This is a genomic window from Thalassobacter sp., from assembly GCF_982993085.1.
The window spans coordinates 12230-34570 of sequence record NZ_CEZFMW010000015.1 but is presented as its reverse complement, the minus strand read 5'-3'; the positions used below and the strand labels follow the sequence as shown (position 1 = coordinate 34570).

The window sequence follows — 22341 nt, the reverse complement described above, 5'->3', positions numbered from 1 at the left end:
CCCCGGCGGGGGATTTCTTTTTCCTCCTCAATCTTCTGGAGATGCCCCATGTCCGTGCTGACCCAACCGCCCACCATGGGCGATGTCCTCAAATACGAGCTGAACCCGAACTTCACCCGCGAGACCGTCACGCTGCTGGCAGGGACCAACTACCCTGTTGGCGCTGTGCTTGGCCGCATCACCGCCAGTGGCAAGATGAAGCGCAGCACGGCCTCCGGCAGCGACGGCGCGCAGAACGCAGCCGCTGTCCTGCTTTACGACGTTGACGCAACGGCTTCTGATGCGACCGGCATCGTCGTCCTACGCGGTCCTGCCATCGTGTCCAAAGCGGCGCTCGTGTTCGACGCGAGTGTCGATGACGCGGCTAAGACCGCCACCAAGCATGCCCAGCTGACAGCTCTTGGCATCATTCCCCGCGATGCTGCCTGATCCGGCGGACCGCCCGTTCTTCTCGTCGCGTTTTGACGCATCACCTCTCATTCCCCGGAGTTCTCCATGACCCTCACCCGCAATCCGTTTGACGCAGGCGGCTATTCGCTCGCCGAGATGACGCAGGCCATCAATATCCTGCCCAATCTCTACACCCGCCTAGGCCAAATCGGCCTCTTCCGCTTTGAAGGCGTCACCCAACGTTCCATTGTCATCGAACAGCGCGAAGGTGTCCTCAGCCTCCTGCCCTCGGTCCCGCTGGGCGCGCCAGCCACCGTTGGCACCCGCGAGCAGCGCTCAATGCGCAGCTTTGCGCTGCCCTGGATCCCGCATGACGATGTGATCCTGCCCGCCGACATTCAGGGCATGCCAGCTCTAGGTGTCTCTGATGCCGCCGATCCACTCGTCGATGTCATGAATCGCAAGCTGACACTGATACGCCGCAAGCATGCTCAGACCCGCGAATATATGGAAATGAATGCGCTGCGGGGCATCGTGAAGGATGGCGCGGGCACGACCCTCTACAACTACTTCTCCGAATTCGGGATCGAACAGATCTCGGTCGACTTCGTCTTCGGTACGGCCGGAACGAATGTGCAGGGCAAGGTCCGGACCGTTCTTCGCGGGATCGAGGACAGTCTTCTTGGCGAGACCATGACCACCGCGCATGCGCTGGTCAGTTCCGAATTCTTCGACAAGCTGATCAGCCATCCTAAGACCGAAGAGGCCTACAAGTTCTTCTCGGCCACGGGCGGCCAGCCGCTGCGCGAGGACATGCGCCGCGCCTTCCCATTCGCAGGCATCCTTTTTGAGGAATACAATGGCTCGGTTACGCTCTCGAACGGCACCTCAGAACGCCTGATCCCCGCAGGCGAAGGGATCGCCTTTCCGCTTGGGACGTTTGATACCTTCACCACCTATGGCGGGCCGGCCAACCTTCTGGAAACGGTCAATACCGTCGGCTTGCCGCTTTATGCTCGGCAGATGTTGGATGCCAAGGGTCGCTGGATCGATCTGATGACGGAAAGTTCGATCCTGCCGGTAAACAAGCGCCCTCGGTTGGCCATCCGCCTGCACTCAGGCAACTAAGGTGTTTGACCCATGACAGCGTTTGCAGGCGCACTCGATCTGCTCTTTGCTGATCCGAATCTCGCCCACGAGGCCTGGCATCGTGACAGCGAAGGGCAGTTCTCCCGCATCCGCATCATCGTGCGTCGCAGTGATGATGTGACCACGTTTGGGGCCGCGCGTCTGGTCTCAGAGACCATGCGCTTCGATGTACGCGTCTCGGAGCTCCCTGCGCCTCGCCTCGATGAGCAGATCCTCATCGGTGACGAAACCTTTCTGATCCTAGGTGAGCCGATCTGCGATCGCGACAGGCTGATCTGGACCATCGAGGCCACACCTGCATGAAACCACTTCCCCCGGGACAGCATCACTCGTCATCCGCAGCTGCTTGAAGAAGCTCTCTTACTTTTTCAAAGGTATCCGGGGCGTCGTTTGAGCCCGATGACCTCAAATTGAGCTGGGGAGTATTGATCTTCAACGACCAGTAAAATCCATCGCAAACTTCGTGATTATCGTAATGCTTTCGCCAATCTGAAACACCGATGCGTTGTAGCGATTGGATTACGACTTCCCATTTTGGGTTCTGTGGCGTCAGCACTAATGGCTCTTCGAGAAGCCCAGGCATGAAGTTCAATTCGAATACAACGTAAGGGGGCTGCATCAGTGGCTCCAAAGGGTTTTTCTTTTGGAAAGCTTAAACTCCCTGTGTTCTCACGCAATAACGTAAGTGTTTCGCCATGCAAACGCGTTCCGACAGGCTCTTATGAAGCTCGACCTCTCCGTCACCGGCGAAATCGTCAATGCGATGCGCACCGAAATTCTCGCTGGTGAAAAGGCCGTGACCGCGACAATGCGCGCAGCAGGCGGCAATCTGAAATCTGACTGGCGCGCACAGATCACGCGCGCCCGACTTGGCCAGCGGCTTGCCAACACGATCCGGTCCAAGACCTATCCTGCTAAGGGCGAAAGCCTGGAAGCGGCAGCTCTAGTCTGGTCGAATGCGCCTCAGATCATCGGTGCCCATGACACCGGCCCGTTGATCCGATCGAAGGACGGATTCTGGCTAGCGATCCCAACGCCAGCGGCAGGCAAAGGTGCCCGTGGTAAGGCGCTGACGCCCCACGAATGGGAGCGGCGGCGCGGGCTGCGTCTGCGGCTTGTCTATCGGCGCCGGGGACCAAGCCTCTTGGTAGCGGATGGTCGGCTGAATACTCGTGGGCTGGGCGTGGCCTCCCGGTCCAAGACAGGTCGCGGCAAAGCGACGGTGCCCATCTTCCTTTTGATGCCGCAGGTGAAGCTGGCGAAGCGGCTTTCGCTGGCATGGGACGCTAAGCGGGCACAGGCGGCGGTGCCTGGGCTCATCGTGGCGAAGTGGGTGGACGGAAAAATGTGACTGTGCGGTTCAAATCAGCCAAGAGTGGCCCTGACATCCGACATCGGAATGAAGACGCGGTGCGGGTTGTCGGGATCTTTGAGCGGTTGAAACCCCAGCTCTTCATAGAAATGCCAACGGCGACCGAAATGATCGTCTTCGAGCACGTCAAGCACGATAGCGGCGGCTCCAATCTGTTCTGATATGTCGGCGCAGCGCTTCATGGCGGCTATCACGAGGGCCCTGCCGAGCCCTTTGCCCTGCATGTCCTCACGTATAGCCACAGCACGGATGTAGATCACTGGAATATCAGGCACCCTAGCGCGCTTCCATTTTTTTGGTCCAAGATCCGCACGGACAACCATTGCACCCAACGTGTAGAAGCCGAGCACTGCAGGATCGTCTTCAGTCGTCATAATCCACGCGGTGACCATGCCATTCTTAATCTGGTCTGAGAGGGAGGACTTCAAGAAGTTATCGATTGGTGCAAAACCACAGGAAAAGGCGCTGCGGTCATGCAGCGCCTTATCGAATTTAGTGATTACAAGGGCGGGTGTCTCCGCCGCGGCTTCAGCCGGCATCCTTTAACAGGCCCTTCGACGCTTCCGCGGCGCGCGCCAGACCCGGCACCACTTTGCCCGGCGCCTCGACGGCAGATCGGAATGCTTCGAACGCATCAATCGGCAGGATGGAAAGCGCAATGCGTTGCTCCACATCCTGCGCACGCAGAAGGGCCGCCTGACGGATAAAGTCGGCTTCTTGCAATCCGGTGGCCGCAGCCGCGGCACGGATCCGCTCCTCATCAGTGCGATGCATGCGCAGCTCTTTGCGCGCTTCCATCTTACCTTGGGTAAGCGTGGCTTTTTCTATGGCAAACATGATCAGGCTCCTTCGAGCACTTATGTACGGTAAATCGCCGTACACGTCAAGACTGACACCTGCCAGACGGCAGATAAGCGAATTTACACACCAAACAGCAAGGCGCATCATGCCCACCCGACGCGAAACCATCCTGACCGCCCTCGGGGACCTGCTCAGGACGATCCCGCATGTGCCTGTTCTGCGCGGGGAAGTCCTGCCAGAACGCATCCCGCCCACAGGCCTCATGATCCTGCGCGACGGCACCCCGGGAGAGCCCGGCGTGACGCTGTCGCCGCTGACCTATCACTTCCAGCACCGAGCTGAGCTCGAGGTTATTGTGCAATCGGCGTCAAACCGTGACAGCGTCTTTGACGCGCTCTCCGCTCAGGTCGGCGCAGTTATCGCCGCCGACCGAACGTTGCGGGGATTATGCGACTGGGTTGAGCCAGAGGCAGCTGAACCCGTCGATCTTCCCGTCGAGGGGGCCGCATCTCTGAAGGCCGGGATCATTCCAATCATTCTTCACTACGCGACAACCGACGCGCTGGGCTGACGAGATCAATACAAGGAGAAATTACAATGGCACGAGCTCAAGGGGCGCGGGCGCAAATGGCGTTTGCGTTCGAAATGACTTATGGCACGCCTCCTGCGAGCGGCTATACCAAGATGCCTTTCGCCAGTACGTCGCTAGGGGCGGAACAACCGCTGCAGACCTCGGAACTCCTGGGCTACGGCCGAGACCCGCAGGCGCCGATCAAGGATGCCGTGACGGCAGACGGCGATGTGGTGATCCCAATTGATGCGGAGGCCTTTGGCTTCTGGCTGAAGGCTGCGTTTGGAGCGCCTACAACCACCGACACTGACGCACCCTATACCCATGAATTCCGCTCTGGAAACTGGGCGCTGCCGAGCTTCTCGGTCGAGACTGGCATGCCGGAGGTGCCGCGCTTTGCGATGTATTCCGGCTGCATGGTGGACAGCCTCAACTGGCAGATGGCACGGTCGGGCTTGCTGACAGCCACGGCGAGCATCGTGGCGCAGGGCGAGGAGATCGCCACAAGCACCACAGCAGGCATGCCCGCCAGTATTGCGCTGAAACGGTTCGGGCATTTCAACGGGTCGATTACACGGAACGGGGCGAATATTGGCAATGTCGTCTCCGCTGATCTGACCTATGCCAACAATCTTGACCGCATCGAGACGATCCGCGCAGATGGCAAGATTGATGGCGCGGATCCCTCGATCGCAGCGCTCACGGGCAATGTCGTTGTGCGTTTCGCCGACCAGACACTGGTGCAGCAGGCGATCAATGGCGAGGCTTGCGAGCTTGCGTTTTCTTATACGCTGCCCACTGGCGAGAACCTGATCGTCACGGCGCACGCCGTCTATCTCCCACGCCCACGGATCGAAATCTCGGGTCCACAAGGTGTGCAAGCCACATTTGATTGGCAGGCGGCCAGCGACCCGCTGGTTGGCCGCATGTGTACCGTCACACTGGCCAACGACCGCGAGGATTACTGATGCTACGATTGAACCTGTCTACCGAGCCGCAATGGCTTGATCTTGGCCATGGCGTACGGCTGTTTGTCGAACCCCTCACCACTGCCATCATGCTGGCGGCGCGCAGCGATCCGGCGATTGTTGCCGCCGCAACCGATGCTGAAACCAGCGCCTCCAACGACGATCTTGCGCGTATCGTGGCCAAAGCTGTCGCGCGCATTGTTGTAAAAGACTGGGAAGGCGTCGGAGACGAGGACGGAAAACCTATGCCACTGACGCCTGAGGGGATCGACGCGCTCTTGGAACTCTGGCCAATCTTTGAGGCGTTTCAGACAAAATACATCGCGGGTGCGCTGATACTGGACGCGGAAAAAAACGCCTGACCGCTCTCGCCGACTGGGAGTTCGGTGGGGGCGGTGAGTATTGCGCGGCATGCCCTTCCTTATGTCCAGACTGCCCACGCAGCCTTCACAAACCGCTCACCCTCGAGGGCTGGCAGATCTGGGATCTTGTTCAGCGGCTTGGCGGGCAAGTTCGCGTTGCAGGCGGCATGAGCGGAGGCGCTGTCCTCGGTTGGGACATGAGCGCTTCCCTTCAGCTTGGGGCAGCCCTCGGGCTCTCACCCATGATCATAGCAGAGCTTTTGCCGCCTATTGAGGCGGTGATGATGCGCAAGTTGAGCGAGCAGTCGAGTTCAAGCGGCCTGGAGGGGTTTGATGCCTGAGACGTCGATGGTCTCGCGCGCACGCGCCAGATCCCAAGCGCGCTGGAGGTTCATCCAATACTCTGGCGTTGTCGAAAAAAAGCGTGCTAAACGCATCGCGGTGTCAACCGTGATGGTGGTCTGGCCTTTGACAAGACGCTCAATCCGGGTGCGCGGCACGCCAAGTTTTGCGGCAAGCGTGATTGCGCTCATATCGAGTGGGGACAGGTACAGCTCAGCCAGAACTTCGCCTGGGTGGGATGGATTGGTAATCAGACTCATGTCAGGCCCTCCTAGTGATAGTCCACGATCTCAACCTCTGCAGGTCCTTGATCGGTCCAGATAAAACAAATGCGCCATTGTCCGTTGATGCGCACCGAATGGTGTCCTAAGCGATCCCCGCTTAAGGCTTCAAGATGATTGCCTGGCGGAAACCTTAAATCTTCCAGCACGACCGCGGCATCGAGTGCCGAAAGCATTGCGCGCGTGCTTTTCACAATATCCGCTGGAAAGCCCTTGCCAAGGCGGTCCTGGACCGCTCCTGCGGCAAGCTTTCCACGCGTACTATTGATCATACGTCCATGTATCATGACGTGATACATAAATCAAGAGATCAAAATGGCTGAAAAACGAGTATCCGTCCGCCTGTCCGCGACTGGCGGGCGCCAAGTGCGAGCCGAGCTAGAGGGCGTCGGTGCGGCTGGGTCACGCGGCATGGGGCGATTGAGCCGGGAGCTGGATCAAGCCAATGCGCGCATGGCAGCTTTCGCGCGCCGTGCGCGCATCGCAGCCACCGCTGCTGCGGCGGCTTTGGCCGGTGCTGTTGTTGCAATGACGCGGTCGACGATCATGGCCGCCAATGAGATCAATCAGCTCTCCCAGGTTGCCAATGCGGCACCAGAGGTGTTCCAGCGGTGGTCCGCAGCCTCCGCCACGGTGGGGGTCGAGCAAGAGAAGCTCGCCGATATCCTGAAGGACGTGAATGACCGTGTGGGGGATTTCCTGCAGACGGGTGGTGGTCCGATGGCGGACTTCTTTGAAAACATCGCACCCCGTGTGGGCGTCACCGCCGATCAGTTTGCCCGGCTCTCAGGTCCTGAAGCCCTGCAACTATACGTGGAAAGCCTTAAGCGCGCGGGCGTCAGCCAACAGGAGATGACCTTTTATCTCGAGGCCATGGCCTCGGACGCCACGCAGCTGATCCCGCTTCTGCAAAACGGCGGGGCAGAGATGACCCGGCTTGGCGCGCAGGCGCAGGCGTTGGGTGCGGTACTTGATGCGGATGCTATTACAGCCATGCGACGATCCGAACTCGCGCTGGTCAGCATTGGGCAAGTCTTCGCTGAGGTGCGCAACCGGATTGCCGTGGCGCTCGCCCCGTCGCTGGAGGCGGTGGCCAATGCGTTTGTCGCCCTTGCGTCCAGCACCAGCCCGATTGCCCGAGCCTTTGATGCGGTGCTGGCCAATCTCGACCGGCTGGCGATCTATGCAGGGACTTTCGCCACCTTCCTCGCTGGTCGCTGGGTCGCGGCGATGGCGGCGGCCGCCCTGTCGGTGCGGGGTTTGGCTACAACGCTTGTGGTTCTGAAGGGCGCGTTGATCCGCACCGGCATTGGCGCGTTGATCGTGGGCGCAGGCGAACTGGTCTATTGGTTCACCCGGCTGGCCTCTGGCGCTGGCGGCTTCGGTGAGGCGATGGGCCTCTTGAACGATGTCGCCGTCGAGGTATGGGACCGGATCAAGATGGGCGCCGCGGCCGCAGGTGCGCGCGCCACGGCGATGTTCTTTAATCTGAAAGCTGATGCCGCCACCGGCATGGCGGGCGCGATCGAGAGCGTTGTTGCCTTTGGTAACGCCACCGCCAATACCTTCGAGGGCGCGCTTCTCGCCGTCCGAGAAATCTGGTCCCGCCTACCAGCCGTGATCGGAGATCTAGTTTACGCGGCAGCAAACCGCATGCTTGGCGGGATCGAGGCCATGCTGAATGGCGCAATCGCCCGGATTGATGCCTTTACGGGCAAGATCCGCGATGCGCTCGCGGCTGTAGGGATCGAGACCACCTTCGGCAAAATCGGTGACATCAGTCTTGGCGATATCGATAATCCTTTCGCGGGGGCGACAGCGGATGCTGGAAGCGCCGCTGCAGATGCCTTCCGGCGGGCTTTTGAAGATAACCCGCTAACAGCGCCCGATCTGGGACTTGATGGGATTGCCGCTGAGGCGCTGGCCACCTCGAACACCTACCGTCAGGCTGCGGTCGATCTCGCGAACGGCGCAACTGCTCCACTGACCTCCTGGCGCGCGCTTCGTGACGCTGTTGCGGGCACGGGTGAAGAAGGTGCAGCTGCGCTGGATGAGGCGGCTGGGTCAGCAGATCGTCTGTCAGATGCCATGGGCCGTGCTGGTAGTGCGGCTGGCAGCGCCGGGGATCGGATCGCCACGGGGTGGCGTGCGGTTTCCGAGTCTCTTCAGGCCTATGCCACGGATGCCCTGAACTGGGGCAAGGGTCTTGGTGAAACCTTAACCGGTGCCTTCAGCGGCGCGGAAAGCGCGTTCCGAAGTTTTGTTGAGACCGGCAAGTTCGACTTCAAGGGCCTCGTGCGCTCGATCATGGCAGACCTCGCGGTCCTGTCCTTCAAGCGCACTGTGCTGGGGCCCATCGCCTCGGCGCTCTCGGGCATCTTTGGCGGCGGGTCCGTCGCGGCGGCTGTCTCGCATGCGGGCGGCATCGTTGGGCTGTCGGGCCATACGCGGCAGGTACCAGCCATGTCGTTCGCAGCAGCGCCCCGGATGCACTCTGGCGGTTGGGCTGGTCTCCGCCCTGACGAGGTCCCAACAATCTTGCAACGGGGTGAACGGGTGCTGAACCGACGCGAGGCCGCAAGCTATGGCCACGGCGGCAGTGCTGGTGCGGGAGTAACTGTCAATATCGATGCGCGCGGGGCGCAGATGGGCGTGGCCGAGCAGATTGATGCACGGCTTCGTGCAGCCATGCCTGAGATCGCCCGCATCGCCAAGGAAAGCGTGGCTGATGGCCGGCGACGGGGTCAGGTGTTCTGAGATGAGCATTCCTGTCTTGTCGCTGACGCTCGTGTCCTCACTCGAGCGGCGGCTGGTTACGTCGGTCGCAGAGGCACGCTCGCCATTCACCGGCACGTCCCAGATCCAAGACTGGGGCGCGTCCTGGTGGGAATACCAGATCGAGATGGCAGTGACCCAGGGGGCAAAGGCCCGGCGGCTCTCTGCGTTCTTCACCGCCCTTGGTGGATTGCGGGGTCGGTTCCTCTTTCCTGATCCCTCAATCGAGGTGCCGATGGCGGCGGGCAATCCCTACGTGACCGAGGCGCAAGTTGCGGGAGCCTCCACCTTGCGCTCGGCAGGTTGGGGGCTTGGTCTGCGCGCTGGTGACTTCTTCCAGCTGGGCAGTGATGCCACCACGCGACTCTATCAGCTGACGGCGGATGTGACGCCTTTGGGCAGTGAGGCCACACTCGCATTCGTGCCATCGCTTCGGTCTTCCATACCGGTCGGAACACTGCTCGGCCTTAATGCTCCATCGGTCCTGTTACGCCTGACGGCCCCGGTCCCCTCAGTTATCGGCCGGGCGGATCAGCACCGATTTACGATCTCAGCGCGGGAGGCGCTCTGATGAGCCGTGATGTCACCGTCGCCTTCGCAACCGCATTGGCCGATCAAAGCCTGCGGCCTGTCATCTTCTTTGAGGGTCAGTTCGCCACGGGCTGGGTGCGTATCTGGTCGGGGCTGGGAGAGGTGAGTTGGAACGGCCAAAGCTGGGCTGGGGCTGGATCGCTCTTAGGCCTCGGCTCGCTTGATGAAACCGGAGAGGTTGTGGCCGGCGGCACGGCCGTGTCGCTGTCCGGCGTGCCGCTCGATCTCGTTCAAATGGCAATCGAGGAGGCACGTCAGGGCCTGCCGGGCCGCATTTGGTTGGGGCTTCTGGCCGAGAATGGCAGCATCATTGCTGATCCGGTTCAGGCCTTCTCGGGCCGGCTTGATGTGCCAGAAATCAAGGATGATGCGGACACCTGTACGATCACCATCAGCTATGAGAGCCGTCTCATTGATCTGACCGTGGCGCGGACCTGGCGCTACACCCATGAAAGCCAGCAGGTCTTGTTCCAGGGCGATCTTGGATTTGAGTACGTCACAGCGATCCAGGATCGCGAAATTACCTGGGGGCGCGGATGATACTCCCCCGCGTTGACCACTGGGAACGCCTTCTCGCCGCAGCCATCGATACGGCACGGGCTAAGCCTTTCGTTTGGGGCGTCCATGACTGCCCAACCTTTGCTTTCGAGACGCGGATGATCCTGACCGGTGGTGAGGATGTCGCTGCTCTTTGGCGGGGTCGCTACACCACCGCGCTCGGCGGGCAGCGCGTGATGCGCCGTCTGGGCTGGGCCTCGCTTGTGGAGATGGGCATGGCGCTCCTTGGAGACCCGCGCTCAACCGTACTTCTGGCGCAGCGCGGTGATCTTGTTCTCGCCGACAGCGGTCTTGGCTTCGGTATCTGCACTGGGGCCTCAGCGGTTGGGATGGCCCCTGAAGGCCTCGTGACTGTGCCGTTGACGTCCTGTCGCCTTTCCTGGCCCATCTGACCTCGGAACCAAGCCATGCCCTTCATCGTGACAGCCGTCACCGCAGTTGCGGGTGCGATCAGTGCGACCTTGGCTGCCGGCGGCATAGGCGCGGCGCTTTTAAGGATTGGCGGCACGCTTTTGCTGTCCACCGCAGCACAGGCCTTGATGCCAAAGCCACAGACCAGGATGCAGCCGCGGACGGTGACGATCCGCGAGCCCGTGGTGCCCCGCGATCTCGTCTATGGGCGCACGCGCAAGGGTGGCGTCATCGTCTTCCTGCATTCCTCAGGATCGGAGAATAAGTTTCTTGATCTTGTGATTGTGCTGGCCACGCACCGGGTCAAATCCATCGGGGCTATCTATTTTGAGGGGGAAATGGCCCTTGATGCGGACGGCACCGCCCAAGGCCGATGGGCCGGAAAGGTCCTCGTCGAGAAGAAACTTGGCGACGCCAACCAAACCGCTTTCGCGGGCCTGAAATCAGCGCTGCCGGACAAATGGAACGAGAACCATCGGCTGCGGGGCTGTGCCGCGATCCGGCTGCGGCTGACCTATGACCAAGATGCCTTCCCAGGCGGGATCCCGAACATCACGGTGGATCTGGAGGGCAAGGACGACATCTGGGACCCTCGGACCCAAACCGCAGGCTATTCGGAAAACCCCGCCCTTTGCCTTGCAGATTACATGGCCAATCCGACCTGGGGCATCGGCGCACGGATTGGCGAGCCCGACGGGATTGACGAGATGTCGCTCGTGGAAGCCGCCAACATCTGCGACGAGGCCGTTCCGCTTGCCGGTGGAGGCTCTGAGCCGCGTTACGCCTGCAACGGGGTGATTACGCTCTCCGAGGTTCCGAAAACGATCATCGAGGGGATGCTCTCGTCCTTCGCAGGTCGCTGTGCCTTCTCCGCTGGATCCTGGCGCATCCATGCCGGGGCCTGGCGGGCCCCTGATGTCGCGCTCACCTCCGACCATGTCCGGATGGGCGGGCTGACTTTGGCCACGCGCGTGACCATGTCATCGAACTTCAACGGGGTCCGCGGGCAGTTCGTCAGTCCTGAGAACGACTGGCAGCCGGATGACTTCCCGGCCTATGCGAGCGCTGTTTACGTGGGTGAGGATGGTGGTGAACAAAAGTGGCGCGACATCTCGCTGCCCTTCACGATCTCCGCGTCTATGGCTCAACGGCTTGCGAAGATCGAGCTTGAGCGCGCGCGTCGACAAATGACGGTGCGGTTGTCAGGGAAACTGTCGGCCTGGGCAGCCACGGTGGGCGATGTGGTAACGCTCTCCTATGCCCGCTGGGGCTTTGCTGCGAAACCTTTTGAGGTGCACGGAGTGAGCCTTGACCTGACGGCTTCTGGGGACGGTGCGCTCCTCTTGCCAGAGCTCGTTCTGCGTGAGACCTCGCCTCTGGTCTTTGACTGGTCAGCAAGTGAGGAGCAAATCTATGCAGCCGCCCCACGAACGGCGTTGCCGAATGCCTATAACATCCCGGCACCTGGCGCACCGCAGGTAACTGAAGACCTCTATGTCACGCGGGATGGCGGCGGGCTGAAGGTTCTGGCCAAGATTAGCTGGGAAGCGGCACCTTCAGGATTTGTTGCGGCCTATCAGCTGCAAGGCAGACTTGCTGGCGCGGTCGACTGGATCGACTATGGCCGCACCGACGGCACTACGCTTGAGATCCGTGACATTGCTCCTGGCAACTGGTCGTTTCGCGTCAAAGCGATCTCGGTCTTGGGCGTCTCCTCGCCCTGGCAGGAGACAGCGGTCGAAATCCTCGGGCTCACCGCCCCTCCGGCGGGGCTTGAGAATGTGACGCTGCAAACGGCCGGTGGCCTCGCCATCCTGAAATGGTCCCGCTCGGTCGATCCAGATGTGCGCGTGGGCGGCAACATCGTGATCCGGCACTCCAAGGAGGCAACCGCCACTTGGGCCGACAGCTATTCGATGGATCGGGTCTCGGGTGGGGAGGCCATCGCCGTCGTGCCGCTCAAACCTGGCACCTATCTGGTGCGCGCCGAGGACAGCGGCGGCCGCGCCGGGCCTGAAACCCGCGTTACGACCAAGGGCGCGCAAGTACTGGCCTTCTCAACACTGGACTTTCTGCAAGCCGATCCTGGCTTTGTTGGCACAAAAAACGGTCTTCAAGTGACAGGGTCAAACCTGACGCTTGGCACAGCAACCGCAAATGGTGTGACGCAAGTGACAGCGATGGAGGGGCAATACGCCTTCGCCGCCGGGCTTGATCTTGGCGCTGTAACACGCGTGCGGCTTCGCTCCGAGATCGGCGTTGCAGCACTGGCACTCAACGATCGGATCGATGCGCGCACGGCGCTCATGGACACTTGGGCCGATTTTGATGGGTCCGCTGGCGCAGAAATCGACGTGCTCTTTGAGATCCGGGAAACCGACGATGATCCGGCTGGCGCCCCCAGTTGGGGTCCCTGGGGCCGGCTCGACAACCACGAAATCGAAGCCCGCGCGGTGGAAGCGCGGGCGCATCTTATGACGAAGGACGCGTCCTACACGCCGATCGTCAGCCAATTGCGGCTTTATGCCGATGAGGTCGCCTGAAGACGCGTTCCATGACTGAGGCGCGTACCTTCGTTGCCTCACGGCTCTGCGTTGAGCGCAAATGGCTACATATCTAATTGATTGAAAACGGATAGCGCAGAAATGTCCCAGACAGCGAGTTTTACAATTGCGAACGACGCAGGCGCCGCGGTGCGGGCGCGGATCAATGAGGTGATCGCGGCCCTACAATCGACGAATGCTGGGGCGTCGGCGCCATCCGCGACAGTGGCGGGCATGCTCTGGGTTGATACCTCGGTCTCGCCACCAGTTCTTCGCCGGAGGAACGCCACGAACACCGGCTGGGACGCGCTTCTTGATGCAGCTGGCAATTTAGCCGGGCTAGCAAACAACGCCGTCGCTCGAACGAACCTTGGCCTCGGGACAATGGCCACGAAATCCGCCGCCGATTATGACGCAGCAATCGCGGCCAAGGCGGCACTGTCTGGGGCGAGCTTTACTGGCGTGGTGACCGCCCCAAACTTCGTCTCCTCGTCTGATGCCCGGCTGAAGTCGGAGGTCGAGACCATTGCGGATGCACTGGCTCTCGTCTCGGCCCTGCGCGGCGTGCGCTTTACGATGGATGGCAACAGACAGATTGGGCTGGTTGCCCAGGAGGTTGAGGCGGTGCTCCCCGAGGTGGTGCGGGCGGATGTGGACACCGGTCAGCTCTCGGTGGCCTACGGCAATATCATCGGTCTGTTGATTGAGGCCGTCAAAGAACTGACCGCCCGTGTTGCGGCATTAGAGGAGGCGCGCTCATGAATGACGGTGGGTTTATTGAGATGATCAACTCGGTTTTTGGAGGCGCTGTGACCACACTAATCGGCGCCTTTACGGGGCGACTGATGTGGCATTCGGGTGAGGTCAAGCTCGGCAACCGTCGCTTCTTTGGCAAAGAACTCCTTTGGGAAATCCCCGTGGCCGTCGGCATGGCGCTGATTGGAGAGGCTGCGGCGCGCTACATTGGGCTCTCGCAGCCCGTCTCCACCGGGTTTGTGGCCACGCTTGCCTATTTGGGTCCGCGCGGAGCTGAAGCGCTACTCGCAACCTGGCTTGGTCGCAAAAAGTAGCGGTGCAGACTGTATGCACGCACTTGAAGCGGCCAATTATGCCGCCCATTTAGGGCTCAAGAAATGACTAACAGAGGGTGAAACTATGACTGAGATCGCAGCTATCTTAGCGCAAATCCAGAAATCGAAAGATCCCGTAGAAGCAGTCAAGCGGTTAGTTCTCGCACACGGCGGGCAGTGGTGTGACCCAGAGAATGCCAAAGGCCTCTTTGAAATCCAACTCATGGGTCTGGCGGGTATAGGCCCGTCTGTTGCCGCCGCCGTGGATGATTGGCTGATGCAGGCCAAAGACGCGGTCTTTGAAGCCGCCGGCACAGGGTAAGAACGCCCGCCTGAAGCCCAAAAATCTAACACTATGATCGCAGCCGCCCCTTGGGGCGGCTGTTTGCATTTGTAAAGGAGCGCCATATGACACCGTTCGACATTGCCCGCAGCTACATCGGTTTGAGCGAGGGCCCGGGCCCTGCCGACAATCCGGCCATTCTGGAGATGTACACCTCGGTCGGCCACGACTGGGTCGAGCATGATAGCGTCGCTTGGTGCGCGGCATTCGTCGGGCACTGCCTTGAGCAGGCTGGCATTCGCTCTACACGCAAGCTGACCGCCCGGTCTTATCTCAACTGGGGCATCACCATCGAGATCGCGGATGCCCAGCAAGGCGACATCGGTGTGATCCCGCGCGGTAGGTCCAGCTGGCAGGGGCATGTCTTCTTCATCGATCGGATTGAGGGTGCTTGGGTCTGGGGGCTTGGCGGTAATCAGAGTGATGCCGTGAACATCAAACGTTATCCCGTCTCAAAGCTGCTCGGAGTGAGGCGTGCGGGCAATGTTGCACCGAGCGTGACGCTGCCCGTTGAGGCGGTCCAGCGGCGGCTGAAGGATCTCGGCTATCACGAGGTCGGCAACATCGACGGGATTGCTGGGCCTCGAACCAGCGCTGCGATTTTGGCCTTCCGCAATGACAACAGCCTGCCGCTTGTCCCCATCATCGATGTGGCTCTCACCGAAGAACTTGAGGCTGCCGCGCCGCGTGCAATCGTCCCTGAGCGCGCATCCGGTGTACCAATAGACAGTCGCATCGTGACGGCATCCAATGCACAGATTGGCCTCGGGGTTCTTGGGACGGCGGGTTCTGTTGGGGCTCAGATCGCACCGGCTCTCGTTGAAGCGGAGCGCGCGAAAGACACCGCGTCTCGGATCTTCGCACTGACTGGTCTCGAGGCCTGGCTCACGATCGCTCTGCCCTGGATTGGCGCGGCCGTGTTTGCCGGCGTCGTCATCTATGCCCTGCGCGCTAAAGCTGCTCGGATCGAAGACCACCGCACCGGAAAAACACCATGATCCATGTCTTAGGCACATTGCTTGGTGGCCTGAGCCGTCGGGCTGCCTTTTACGGCGCCATTGTCTTTGCCCTCTTTGCTGCCCTCTGGATTGCCTTCCGCCAGGGCCGCCACGCCGCAGAGGCAGACCTCGCCATTCGCCGCGCCGATGCGCGCATCCGGGCACTGCAAACATCACAGGAGATCCGCCATGAGGTACACAACGCTGACCGCGCTGATCTTGAGCGCCGGGTTGACCGCTGGATGCGCGATTGATCCGCGGGGGCTGCGCGCAGATTGCGATTGGGCCGCGCCCATCCAGCCCTCGCGCGAAGATGTGCTCACGGACCCTACACTGGCCCAAATCCTGGCCCATAATGAGCTGGGTGCAGATCTCTGCGGGTGGGCGCCATGAGCGTTGCGATCGTGGAAGGTCCCGCCATTCTCATTGGCTATGCCTACCGTTTGGATGTGGAAAGCGAGGCGTTGTTGTTTCCAGCGTTGGCCGAGATGGTCGCGCAGGTCCGCCTCAAACCGTCGGCCACTGATATCCTGGCCACCCTCACAACCGCAGAGGGCACGCTAGTCCGCCAAAGCGATTGCCTGATGTCTTTGACTATCCCGGCACAAGACACGAGCCACTTTGAGCCAGGTTCTGTTGTGCTGGACATGGTCCGCGTCGATGTCCGTCCCGCTCTGCCTTTAGGCTTTCTTTTGGAGATCCCCGTGATGCTGCCCGTAACCAGAGGCCTACCATGAGTGCTTGTCCTACACAGAGCGCGCGCGCGCCATTCCCCAGCTTGGGGCCCAGTGGGTCTTCCGGCGCCGCGCCCATCAAAATCCGCATTGCCACGGGGGCCATACGCATCCGGCTTTTGGGCACCCCAGGTCCGGACGGCCAAACCGGTCCTCAAGGCGACAAGGGCGATCAAGGCGATCCTGGCATCACCATTCTTCCCACAGACACACCTATCAACGGAGGCTTCTTCTGATGGCCAATACCATTCAACTCAAGCGCCGCGTCTCGGGCGTCGCCGGCGCGCCGGCCGCCCTAAAATCGGGCGAGCTTGCTCATAACGAGGTTGATGACACGCTCTATGTCGGCAAAGGCGATGATGGTGCAGGCAATGCCACGTCGATTGTGCCCATGGCAGGCTCTGGTGGGTTTGTCACCCGTGTGGGCAGTCAGAGCATCGCTGGGACCAAGACTTTCTCACTGGTCCCAAAGTCGAGCCAAGACGCAAGCGACGGGACGGACCTTGTGCGCAAGTCCCAGCTCGATGCTTTACTCGCAGGCAAAGCGCCTTTGGCTTCGCCTGGGTTTAGCGGTTCTCCGACAGCGCCAACCCCAGTGGCCGGCACCAACTCCACGCAGATCGCAACCACCGCCTTCGTCAATGACGCAATTGTGGGCTTTGGGGCCGGCGATATGGCCCGTTCCACCTATGATAGTGACAGTGATGGTAAGGTGGATGCCGCAGAAGTGGCCGATGCTGTGCCTTGGTCAGGCATCACCGGTAAGCCTACGAGCTTTACGCCCTCCAGCCATAGCCATTCGATTGCGCAGGTCACCGGGCTGCAAAGCGCACTTAATGGGAAGTCATCACTGACCTCGCCAGCCTTTGGCGGCACCCCAACGGCGCCTACGGCCTCTACCGGGACGAATACGACGCAAATTGCGACCACGGGATTTGTCGCCGCAGCGATTGCTGCGCTGATTGATGCTGCCCCCGGTGCGATGAACACGCTCAATGAATTGGCGGCAGCCCTGGGCGATGATCCAAACTTTGCGAGCTCAGTGACCAATGCTCTGGCGGGCAAACTGGCGGCGGGCTCAAACCTGTCTGATCTACCCAATAAGGGGACAGCCCGGTCAAACCTTGGGCTTGGGTCAATGGCCACGCAAGCCTCCAGCAATGTCGCAATCACCGGTGGATCGATCACCGGGATTGCTCTGGATGGGGGGACCTTCTGATCATGGCGAATACCGTATTGGTCAAACGCACGACGGTCGCGGGCCGGGTGCCGAGCACGGCGCAGCTGGCCCCAGGTGAGTTGGCAATGAATGTCACCGACGGAAAGCTGTTCTTGAAACGCGTTTCTGGGTCGGAAAGCGTGGTGGAGCTGGGACAGACTGGGCCACAAGGACCAGCGGGGCCGACGGGTGCGCGTGGGCCAACAGGGCCCAAAGGAAATACGGGGGCGACAGGAGCTACTGGACTACAGGGTGAGATCGGGCCTAGCGGACCACAGGGCCCCGCAGGTCCAACAGGTCCAACAGGTCCAACAGGTCCGAAGGGCAACACCGGGAGCACCGGGCCACAAGGTGCTACGGGCGCCACTGGTCCAACGCCTGCGCATCAGTGGTCTGGGACAAGTCTGCGGTTCTACACCGGAACGGCCTGGGGGTCGTATGTGAACCTCAAAGGGGCCACAGGAGCTACCGGTCCCAAGGGTAACACTGGTAATACCGGTGCCACGGGTCCAGCGGGTCCCCAAGGCGCCACAGGCCCCGCAGGACCAACAGGCCCACGAGGGCTTGCGGGGGCAACTGGTGCCACCGGCCCGGCTGGGCCTCAAGGACCCGCCGGGGCTAACGGATCACCCGACACCGCCGCGCAAGTGCGCGACAAACTCAAAACCGTGGATGGGTCTGGTTCGGGCATTGATGCCGACAAGCTGGATGGCCTGCACGCGAGTTCGTTTGCTCGGCTTTCAGGCGCCACTTTCTCGGGCACTGTCACAGCACCGAACTTTGTGTCGTCTTCTGACGCGCGGCTGAAAACAAAGGTCACATCAATCTCTGGCGCTCTTCAAAAGGTGCAAGCTCTAAGAGGCGTTACCTATGACATGATCGAGGGCGGAAGCCGAGAAATGGGTTTGATCGCCCAAGATGTGCAGGCTGTCGCCCCCGAGGCCGTCGTCGAGGCAGAAGGCCTGTTGCGCCTGGCTTACGGCAACCTCGTCGGGCTTCTCGTCGAAGCAATCAAAGACCTCTCGGAGGAGGTCGAGCAGCTCAAAAGGACCGCGAAATGATCGAGACAGGTTTGCATGTCATCTATAACACAGGCTCGCGCCTGCATTACGCCGTCGATGTCCAAGACAGCTATGCGGGTATCGCCGTCTTCGATCCCTGCGAGAATGGCGAAGGACAGCGCGTTGGTATCGAGCCACTGCCATGGGCAGAGCTGAAAACCGAACTTGAGATACCCTATGATCGCTCAAATGCAGCAGGCTTTGTCGATATGCGCGGGAACGGCGTATTTATTCCAGACCTTCCGGGCCTGAACTATGGCGCGATCTATAAAGGCCGATCCTACGTGTTCCTGGATGGAATGATCGGCCATGATGAAATTACCCACTATGCGCTCATCGACATCATGACCAACGAGGCGGGGTTTCCACTTCCTTGGCGGAACCGCTTTGCACAATCGGCGCGCGAAAAAGTGGACTTTTCCTTTCGGCATAGGGCCCGAACACAGTGCTCCAACGCTTTGGTGGTCTTCATGCCCATCGCCGGTACCCTGTCGAACGCACGTGTGGAAGTACTGTGTGAGCAGGAACCAATCCTGCTGAACGGAACGCGTGTAGCGGGGCGGATTGATGATGCGACGATCCCAAACGACGGACAGTGGTTTAAACAGTTCTACTTCCACGCAGATGCATCAGGTGGGGCGCCTCTTTCAGTGCCTGCTGGCGGCCGGGTTGATGTGCCGATTGCGCTATTCTGGAATGGGGATAGCGCGCCCTGCGCCTATGAACTGGCGCTGAAGCTAGAGAGCGACGCAGGCTATTTGCCCAAACGACGATTGGTAACGGATGAGCAGGGTGTGAGCAGTTTTGCGATTGAAGCGCTTGGCCTCAGCCCCGGCGATCAGATCGCCGTGAAGGTGAACACCGAACATTACACAGCCATCGGCAAGATCCTCCTGGAGGTCGTTTGATGGAGATCGAAACTACCACTGAGATGCAGATGATCTACCCGGCCTTCGTGATGCACAAGCATTGGGAAATGCCCGAGGGGTTCAATGACCGGCTTTACGCATTGGCGGCCGAGGACGCGGTGGCCAACCGCATCAATGACGCGGACGACGGCCGCAATGTGGGCGATCAAACCAATCACCTCGGTCATTTGCGCCACAACTTCCTGATGGACCGGCAGGACCCTGCACTTGCAGCCCTCGCTGAAATGGTTGCGGCTGCGGTGAGAGAGTACCTGCAACTGGCCTATGGGTACGAACACACCGGGGATATCTCGATGATGTCGGACACGTTTTGGCAGCGCCGGGCTGAGAAGGAAAACGTCGGGATTAACACCCACACCCATATGCAGACCGATATCGTGTGCACTTATTATCCACGAGTGGTCTTGGATGCGGATTGCCCGGAGACCTCGCTCCATCGGGGCTCGGTACGCTTCTACGATCCGGCAAACGTCGGCAAGCGGCTGTGGCCCTGCAACAACCCCGACGCCTATGTCGGCGGCTGGTATGCGGTGGAGCCCAAGACGGGCTCCATGATTGTCTTCGAGGGCCATGTGCCCCATGACAGCACGTATTTTGAGGGCGAGGAGCGGATGTGCATTCCGGTCCTTTGCTCCCTCGATCTTCCTAATTCTCACTGCAAGGCGGGGCTCACCGAGATCCTGGCCCATCAGGCACAAGGAGGCCCTCATGGCCTATAAGGTTGGAACGACCATCGTGATCGATGACAGCGGTCGAGTGGATTGGTCGCGCATCAAAAACAAACCCGCCATTGGGACAGGCGATATTACCTCTGTGACGGTAAGCAACGGCAGCCCAACATCTGGAGGGTCAGTTTGGCCGAGAGTCATTTACCAGCACGGTGGAAATTGTAACTGCGTGGCGAATTGTACGGTTCATAGCCTCTCAGGCGGAGGCTCCTCTGGGGCGGTGACCGTTACAGCCAATCGCTATAGTTTTAATTGTAACTGCAATTGCCGGTGCTGAGGATGGAGGTGTGCAAGACCAGCTGTGAGCTATGGCCCACCCATATCAGCTTTTTTGAAACGCCCGGGGATTGGGAGGTGAACCGCCAACTGGCGGAGGAAGCGATAGCAGCCGTTGGAGAGATGGACACCAAAGACGCGCGCAGCGCGTCCAAGCGGCGGGTCCGCGGGATTTTGGATTGGAGCGCGGCAGGCCAGGCGCTCAAGGCGCACCTTTTTGATTGTGCTCGATCCTTCCTTGGTGAATGGGCTTCTTATCTAGACCCCGACCACTGCGAAAACCGCGCCCTCGTCATCGAGCCTGGTGGCTTCATCTCGACCCACAAGGACAGCCGCGAGGGGGATCTCACCTGCGTCCACTTCCTGACGGGAAGTGGTGCGGGGCAACTGGTGAACTCAGTTGGCAATCCCCGCTTCGTGATCGAGGACCCATCGCGTTACTTCGACGAAGGACGGCTGCCCTTCGAGGCGCGGCATGGCTTCTCGGTTAATCCGCGACCAGGGCTCTCGGTCTTCTTCCCGTCGCATATCCCTCACAACCAGCACCCCTATCAGGGGAGCACGCCCCACGTGCAGGTCGTCGCGAACTTCCGCGTCAACCTGCCCGACGCGCTTGAAGAAAGGCTCTTTGACTGATGTGGTTTGAATTGACCCTAGAGGCCCGTGACGGTGCCCAGCAAACTCTGCGCTACAACACCCACACTTCAGAATGCGAAGGGCTGCCCCTGCCTGTCGATCCCGGAGAGTTCGCGTCTGTCCCGCGTGTGGCAAAAGACCAGCCCCTGGGCAAATCCCGCGCACCGCGTGTTTTGAAAATCCAGCTCGGGCTCTCGTGCAACTATAGCTGCAGCTATTGCAGTCAGGCCTTCCAGATTGAGGATGCGACGGTCTCAAAGCTTGCCGATGTGGAACACTTCTTAACCCAGCTTGACGGCTGGATCACGCAAGCCCCAGAGCAAATTGAAATCTGGGGCGGCGAGCCGTTTCTGTATTGGGCCAAGATTAAACGCTTAGTGCCGGCTCTGGCCGCGCGCTTTCCCGGTGCCTGCTTCTCGATCATTACCAATGGTTCTCTTCTCAACCGCGAAAAGCTGGACTTCATTGCCGCGCATGACATCGCAATAACAATCTCCCATGACGGGCCCGGTCAGCATCTGCGCGGGCCCGATCCGTTCGATGATCCCGAAACGCGCGCTTGGATTGAAGCCCTGTTGGCCGAGCGCGCAGACCAGGTAGGCTTTAACGCGGTGCTGACACGGGAGCATCATGATCTACAGGCGCTGAAGGCCTGGTTTGCGGATCGGGTGGGATCGGGTATCCACGTCGGCCTCGAGGGCGTTGTGAACGTCTATGATGCTGCGACCGCGATTGGCACAGGGCGGTTTGAAACAACTGAGCTAAACAGACTTACCCGGTCAATCTTTGAAGCCCTGGTTGAGGACCCGAATGCTTTTGGCTTGGGCGAGCGGATCGACGAATTTTACGCCTCGATCCAGCGGCAAAGACCCATTGAGGCGCTAGGCCAAAAGTGCGGTATGGATCGAGAAGACACGATCGCCGTTGATCTGCGCGGCAACGTCATGACCTGCCAGAACACAGGGGCGAAGGGTGAGCACAAGATCGGCCATGTTGATGACATTGATGCGATCGCACTCACTACCGCGACGCATTTTGCCTTCCGAGACGAGTGCATGTCGTGCCCCGTCGTCCAACTCTGCAAAGGATCCTGCATGTTCCTCGAGGGCGACTTCTTCAAGCAAAGCTGCGCCAACGAGTTTGCGTTTAATATGGGGATCATGATGGCGGCAGTGTCGCATTTGACCGGGATGGTGGTGGTTGGGGTAGAGCAACTAGATTGATGCCACTTGG

General features: G+C 60.3%; 30 protein-coding genes. 25 read left to right on the top strand and 5 right to left on the bottom strand.

All coding sequences use genetic code 11. The features are described from left to right. The first annotated feature begins 48 nt into the window (after positions 1-48). The 3 genes from AC4GMC_RS04330 to AC4GMC_RS04320 all read left to right on the top strand — a co-directional run bounded on the left by AC4GMC_RS04330 (position 49) and on the right by AC4GMC_RS04320 (position 1842). Positions 49-429, top strand: a complete 381-nt coding sequence (locus tag AC4GMC_RS04330; protein WP_487877237.1) for a head decoration protein — start codon at positions 49-51, stop codon at positions 427-429. 66 nt (positions 430-495) lie between these two features. Next, a complete protein-coding gene (locus tag AC4GMC_RS04325; protein WP_487877236.1) occupies positions 496-1518 on the top strand; it encodes a major capsid protein in 1023 nt (340 codons plus the stop codon). Positions 1519-1530: 12 nt separating this feature from the next. After that, positions 1531-1842, top strand: a complete 312-nt coding sequence (locus AC4GMC_RS04320) for a head-tail joining protein (protein WP_487877235.1) — start codon at positions 1531-1533, stop codon at positions 1840-1842. A 22-nt stretch (positions 1843-1864) separates the two neighbouring features. Here AC4GMC_RS04320 and AC4GMC_RS04315 read toward each other — a convergent pair whose 3' ends face one another. Continuing rightward, positions 1865-2158 carry a hypothetical protein gene (locus AC4GMC_RS04315; RefSeq protein WP_487877234.1) on the bottom strand — a complete coding sequence of 98 codons (294 nt, stop codon included), beginning with the start codon at positions 2156-2158 and terminating at the stop codon, positions 1865-1867. 102 nt (positions 2159-2260) lie between these two features. On the opposite strand from AC4GMC_RS04315, the gene AC4GMC_RS04310 reads away from it, so the two are divergent. Continuing rightward, a complete protein-coding gene (locus AC4GMC_RS04310; RefSeq protein WP_487877233.1) occupies positions 2261-2890 on the top strand; it encodes a DUF6441 family protein in 630 nt (209 codons plus the stop codon). A gap of 14 nt (positions 2891-2904) precedes the next feature. Here AC4GMC_RS04310 and AC4GMC_RS04305 read toward each other — a convergent pair whose 3' ends face one another. Both AC4GMC_RS04305 and AC4GMC_RS04300 read right to left on the bottom strand, forming a co-directional pair. Continuing rightward, a complete protein-coding gene (locus AC4GMC_RS04305) occupies positions 2905-3450 on the bottom strand; it encodes a GNAT family N-acetyltransferase (RefSeq protein WP_487877232.1) in 546 nt (181 codons plus the stop codon). Beyond that, positions 3440-3748: a type II toxin -antitoxin system TacA 1-like antitoxin gene (locus AC4GMC_RS04300; protein WP_487877231.1), complete on the bottom strand. Its 309-nt coding sequence runs from the start codon at positions 3746-3748 to the stop codon at positions 3440-3442. Before AC4GMC_RS04300 ends, AC4GMC_RS04305 begins: the two co-directional genes overlap by 11 nt. Positions 3749-3857: 109 nt before the next feature. On the opposite strand from AC4GMC_RS04300, the gene AC4GMC_RS04295 reads away from it, so the two are divergent. From AC4GMC_RS04295 to AC4GMC_RS04280, 4 genes are all read left to right on the top strand, one after another. Beyond that, positions 3858-4283 carry an acyl-CoA transferase gene (locus tag AC4GMC_RS04295; RefSeq protein WP_488082232.1) on the top strand — a complete coding sequence of 142 codons (426 nt, stop codon included), beginning with the start codon at positions 3858-3860 and terminating at the stop codon, positions 4281-4283. 26 nt (positions 4284-4309) lie between these two features. Continuing rightward, positions 4310-5251, top strand: coding sequence for a phage tail tube protein (locus tag AC4GMC_RS04290; protein WP_488082449.1), 942 nt, complete (start codon positions 4310-4312; stop codon positions 5249-5251). Beyond that, complete coding sequence (locus tag AC4GMC_RS04285; RefSeq protein WP_487876035.1) at positions 5251-5613, top strand: phage-derived protein YdaY family protein; 363 nt, start codon at positions 5251-5253, stop codon at positions 5611-5613. The genes AC4GMC_RS04290 and AC4GMC_RS04285 overlap by 1 nt, the downstream gene beginning before the upstream one ends. 167 nt (positions 5614-5780) lie before the next feature. Beyond that, the gene (locus AC4GMC_RS04280) at positions 5781-5954 is read left to right on the top strand and encodes a DUF7697 family protein (RefSeq protein WP_487876034.1); all 174 of its coding nucleotides are present in this window, start codon (positions 5781-5783) and stop codon (positions 5952-5954) included. On the opposite strand, the gene AC4GMC_RS04275 is transcribed toward AC4GMC_RS04280, so the two are convergent. Next, positions 5925-6215 carry a HigA family addiction module antitoxin gene (locus AC4GMC_RS04275; RefSeq protein WP_487876033.1) on the bottom strand — a complete coding sequence of 97 codons (291 nt, stop codon included), beginning with the start codon at positions 6213-6215 and terminating at the stop codon, positions 5925-5927. The two genes, AC4GMC_RS04280 and AC4GMC_RS04275, sit on opposite strands and share 30 nt — an antisense overlap. An 11-nt stretch (positions 6216-6226) precedes the next feature. Next, positions 6227-6508, bottom strand: a complete 282-nt coding sequence (locus AC4GMC_RS04270; RefSeq protein WP_487876032.1) for a type II toxin-antitoxin system RelE/ParE family toxin — start codon at positions 6506-6508, stop codon at positions 6227-6229. Between the two features lie 43 nt (positions 6509-6551). On the opposite strand from AC4GMC_RS04270, the gene AC4GMC_RS04265 reads away from it, so the two are divergent. The 17 genes from AC4GMC_RS04265 (at position 6552) to AC4GMC_RS04185 (ending at position 22331) form a co-directional block, all read left to right on the top strand. Then, entirely contained in the window at positions 6552-8993 is a 2442-nt protein-coding gene (locus tag AC4GMC_RS04265) for a phage tail tape measure C-terminal domain-containing protein (protein WP_487876031.1), read from the top strand. 1 nt (position 8994) lies between these two features. Next, entirely contained in the window at positions 8995-9582 is a 588-nt protein-coding gene (locus AC4GMC_RS04260; RefSeq protein WP_487876030.1) for a hypothetical protein, read from the top strand. Then, positions 9582-10142, top strand: coding sequence for a hypothetical protein (locus AC4GMC_RS04255; protein WP_487876029.1), 561 nt, complete (start codon positions 9582-9584; stop codon positions 10140-10142). The genes AC4GMC_RS04260 and AC4GMC_RS04255 overlap by 1 nt, the downstream gene beginning before the upstream one ends. Beyond that, entirely contained in the window at positions 10139-10552 is a 414-nt protein-coding gene (locus AC4GMC_RS04250) for a DUF6950 family protein (RefSeq protein WP_487876028.1), read from the top strand. The genes AC4GMC_RS04255 and AC4GMC_RS04250 overlap by 4 nt, the downstream gene beginning before the upstream one ends. A 15-nt stretch (positions 10553-10567) precedes the next feature. Next, entirely contained in the window at positions 10568-13114 is a 2547-nt protein-coding gene (locus AC4GMC_RS04245) for a phage tail protein (RefSeq protein WP_487876027.1), read from the top strand. A gap of 102 nt (positions 13115-13216) precedes the next feature. Then, entirely contained in the window at positions 13217-13876 is a 660-nt protein-coding gene (locus tag AC4GMC_RS04240) for a tail fiber domain-containing protein (RefSeq protein WP_487876026.1), read from the top strand. Next, positions 13873-14184, top strand: a complete 312-nt coding sequence (locus AC4GMC_RS04235) for a phage holin family protein (protein ID WP_487876025.1) — start codon at positions 13873-13875, stop codon at positions 14182-14184. The genes AC4GMC_RS04240 and AC4GMC_RS04235 overlap by 4 nt, the downstream gene beginning before the upstream one ends. A gap of 85 nt (positions 14185-14269) precedes the next feature. Further along, a complete protein-coding gene (locus AC4GMC_RS04230; protein WP_487876024.1) occupies positions 14270-14506 on the top strand; it encodes a hypothetical protein in 237 nt (78 codons plus the stop codon). Between the two features lie 86 nt (positions 14507-14592). Further along, positions 14593-15525, top strand: a complete 933-nt coding sequence (locus tag AC4GMC_RS04225; protein ID WP_487876023.1) for a C40 family peptidase — start codon at positions 14593-14595, stop codon at positions 15523-15525. Further along, positions 15522-15779: a hypothetical protein gene (locus AC4GMC_RS04220; RefSeq protein ID WP_487876022.1), complete on the top strand. Its 258-nt coding sequence runs from the start codon at positions 15522-15524 to the stop codon at positions 15777-15779. Before AC4GMC_RS04225 ends, AC4GMC_RS04220 begins: the two co-directional genes overlap by 4 nt. 135 nt (positions 15780-15914) lie before the next feature. Further along, a complete protein-coding gene (locus tag AC4GMC_RS04215; protein WP_487876021.1) occupies positions 15915-16262 on the top strand; it encodes a hypothetical protein in 348 nt (115 codons plus the stop codon). 232 nt (positions 16263-16494) lie between these two features. Continuing rightward, positions 16495-17478 carry a phage tail fiber repeat family protein gene (locus AC4GMC_RS04210; protein WP_487876020.1) on the top strand — a complete coding sequence of 328 codons (984 nt, stop codon included), beginning with the start codon at positions 16495-16497 and terminating at the stop codon, positions 17476-17478. A gap of 2 nt (positions 17479-17480) precedes the next feature. After that, positions 17481-18539, top strand: a complete 1059-nt coding sequence (locus AC4GMC_RS04205) for a tail fiber domain-containing protein (protein ID WP_487876019.1) — start codon at positions 17481-17483, stop codon at positions 18537-18539. Next, positions 18536-19447 carry a hypothetical protein gene (locus AC4GMC_RS04200; protein ID WP_487876018.1) on the top strand — a complete coding sequence of 304 codons (912 nt, stop codon included), beginning with the start codon at positions 18536-18538 and terminating at the stop codon, positions 19445-19447. The genes AC4GMC_RS04205 and AC4GMC_RS04200 overlap by 4 nt, the downstream gene beginning before the upstream one ends. Next, entirely contained in the window at positions 19447-20187 is a 741-nt protein-coding gene (locus AC4GMC_RS04195) for a hypothetical protein (RefSeq protein WP_487876017.1), read from the top strand. Before AC4GMC_RS04200 ends, AC4GMC_RS04195 begins: the two co-directional genes overlap by 1 nt. A 363-nt stretch (positions 20188-20550) precedes the next feature. After that, a complete protein-coding gene (locus tag AC4GMC_RS04190) occupies positions 20551-21108 on the top strand; it encodes a hypothetical protein (RefSeq protein ID WP_487876016.1) in 558 nt (185 codons plus the stop codon). Further along, a complete protein-coding gene (locus AC4GMC_RS04185; RefSeq protein WP_487876015.1) occupies positions 21108-22331 on the top strand; it encodes a radical SAM protein in 1224 nt (407 codons plus the stop codon). The genes AC4GMC_RS04190 and AC4GMC_RS04185 overlap by 1 nt, the downstream gene beginning before the upstream one ends. The last annotated feature ends 10 nt before the right edge of the window (positions 22332-22341 follow it).

Bases quoted from the DNA above. Each gene is read 5' to 3' on its own strand.
- AC4GMC_RS04220 (WP_487876022.1), top strand. From the start codon at position 15,522: ATGATCCATGTCTTAGGCACATTGCTTGGTGGCCTGAGCCGTCGGGCT.
- AC4GMC_RS04270 (WP_487876032.1), bottom strand. From the start codon at position 6,508: ATGATCAATAGTACGCGTGGAAAGCTTGCCGCAGGAGCGGTCCAGGAC.
- AC4GMC_RS04295 (WP_488082232.1), top strand. From the start codon at position 3,858: ATGCCCACCCGACGCGAAACCATCCTGACCGCCCTCGGGGACCTGCTC.
- AC4GMC_RS04285 (WP_487876035.1), top strand. From the start codon at position 5,251: ATGCTACGATTGAACCTGTCTACCGAGCCGCAATGGCTTGATCTTGGC.
- AC4GMC_RS04250 (WP_487876028.1), top strand. From the start codon at position 10,139: ATGATACTCCCCCGCGTTGACCACTGGGAACGCCTTCTCGCCGCAGCC.
- AC4GMC_RS04320 (WP_487877235.1), top strand. From the start codon at position 1,531: ATGACAGCGTTTGCAGGCGCACTCGATCTGCTCTTTGCTGATCCGAAT.
- AC4GMC_RS04195 (WP_487876017.1), top strand. From the start codon at position 19,447: ATGGAGATCGAAACTACCACTGAGATGCAGATGATCTACCCGGCCTTC.
- AC4GMC_RS04325 (WP_487877236.1), top strand. From the start codon at position 496: ATGACCCTCACCCGCAATCCGTTTGACGCAGGCGGCTATTCGCTCGCC.
- AC4GMC_RS04225 (WP_487876023.1), top strand. From the start codon at position 14,593: ATGACACCGTTCGACATTGCCCGCAGCTACATCGGTTTGAGCGAGGGC.
- AC4GMC_RS04310 (WP_487877233.1), top strand. From the start codon at position 2,261: ATGAAGCTCGACCTCTCCGTCACCGGCGAAATCGTCAATGCGATGCGC.
- AC4GMC_RS04185 (WP_487876015.1), top strand. From the start codon at position 21,108: ATGTGGTTTGAATTGACCCTAGAGGCCCGTGACGGTGCCCAGCAAACT.
- AC4GMC_RS04230 (WP_487876024.1), top strand. From the start codon at position 14,270: ATGACTGAGATCGCAGCTATCTTAGCGCAAATCCAGAAATCGAAAGAT.
- AC4GMC_RS04330 (WP_487877237.1), top strand. From the start codon at position 49: ATGTCCGTGCTGACCCAACCGCCCACCATGGGCGATGTCCTCAAATAC.
- AC4GMC_RS04290 (WP_488082449.1), top strand. From the start codon at position 4,310: ATGGCACGAGCTCAAGGGGCGCGGGCGCAAATGGCGTTTGCGTTCGAA.
- AC4GMC_RS04275 (WP_487876033.1), bottom strand. From the start codon at position 6,215: ATGAGTCTGATTACCAATCCATCCCACCCAGGCGAAGTTCTGGCTGAG.
- AC4GMC_RS04300 (WP_487877231.1), bottom strand. From the start codon at position 3,748: ATGTTTGCCATAGAAAAAGCCACGCTTACCCAAGGTAAGATGGAAGCG.
- AC4GMC_RS04240 (WP_487876026.1), top strand. From the start codon at position 13,217: ATGTCCCAGACAGCGAGTTTTACAATTGCGAACGACGCAGGCGCCGCG.
- AC4GMC_RS04315 (WP_487877234.1), bottom strand. From the start codon at position 2,158: ATGCAGCCCCCTTACGTTGTATTCGAATTGAACTTCATGCCTGGGCTT.
- AC4GMC_RS04215 (WP_487876021.1), top strand. From the start codon at position 15,915: ATGAGCGTTGCGATCGTGGAAGGTCCCGCCATTCTCATTGGCTATGCC.
- AC4GMC_RS04255 (WP_487876029.1), top strand. From the start codon at position 9,582: ATGAGCCGTGATGTCACCGTCGCCTTCGCAACCGCATTGGCCGATCAA.
- AC4GMC_RS04265 (WP_487876031.1), top strand. From the start codon at position 6,552: ATGGCTGAAAAACGAGTATCCGTCCGCCTGTCCGCGACTGGCGGGCGC.
- AC4GMC_RS04260 (WP_487876030.1), top strand. From the start codon at position 8,995: ATGAGCATTCCTGTCTTGTCGCTGACGCTCGTGTCCTCACTCGAGCGG.
- AC4GMC_RS04235 (WP_487876025.1), top strand. From the start codon at position 13,873: ATGAATGACGGTGGGTTTATTGAGATGATCAACTCGGTTTTTGGAGGC.
- AC4GMC_RS04245 (WP_487876027.1), top strand. From the start codon at position 10,568: ATGCCCTTCATCGTGACAGCCGTCACCGCAGTTGCGGGTGCGATCAGT.
- AC4GMC_RS04200 (WP_487876018.1), top strand. From the start codon at position 18,536: ATGATCGAGACAGGTTTGCATGTCATCTATAACACAGGCTCGCGCCTG.
- AC4GMC_RS04280 (WP_487876034.1), top strand. From the start codon at position 5,781: ATGAGCGGAGGCGCTGTCCTCGGTTGGGACATGAGCGCTTCCCTTCAG.
- AC4GMC_RS04305 (WP_487877232.1), bottom strand. From the start codon at position 3,450: ATGCCGGCTGAAGCCGCGGCGGAGACACCCGCCCTTGTAATCACTAAA.
- AC4GMC_RS04210 (WP_487876020.1), top strand. From the start codon at position 16,495: ATGGCCAATACCATTCAACTCAAGCGCCGCGTCTCGGGCGTCGCCGGC.
- AC4GMC_RS04205 (WP_487876019.1), top strand. From the start codon at position 17,481: ATGGCGAATACCGTATTGGTCAAACGCACGACGGTCGCGGGCCGGGTG.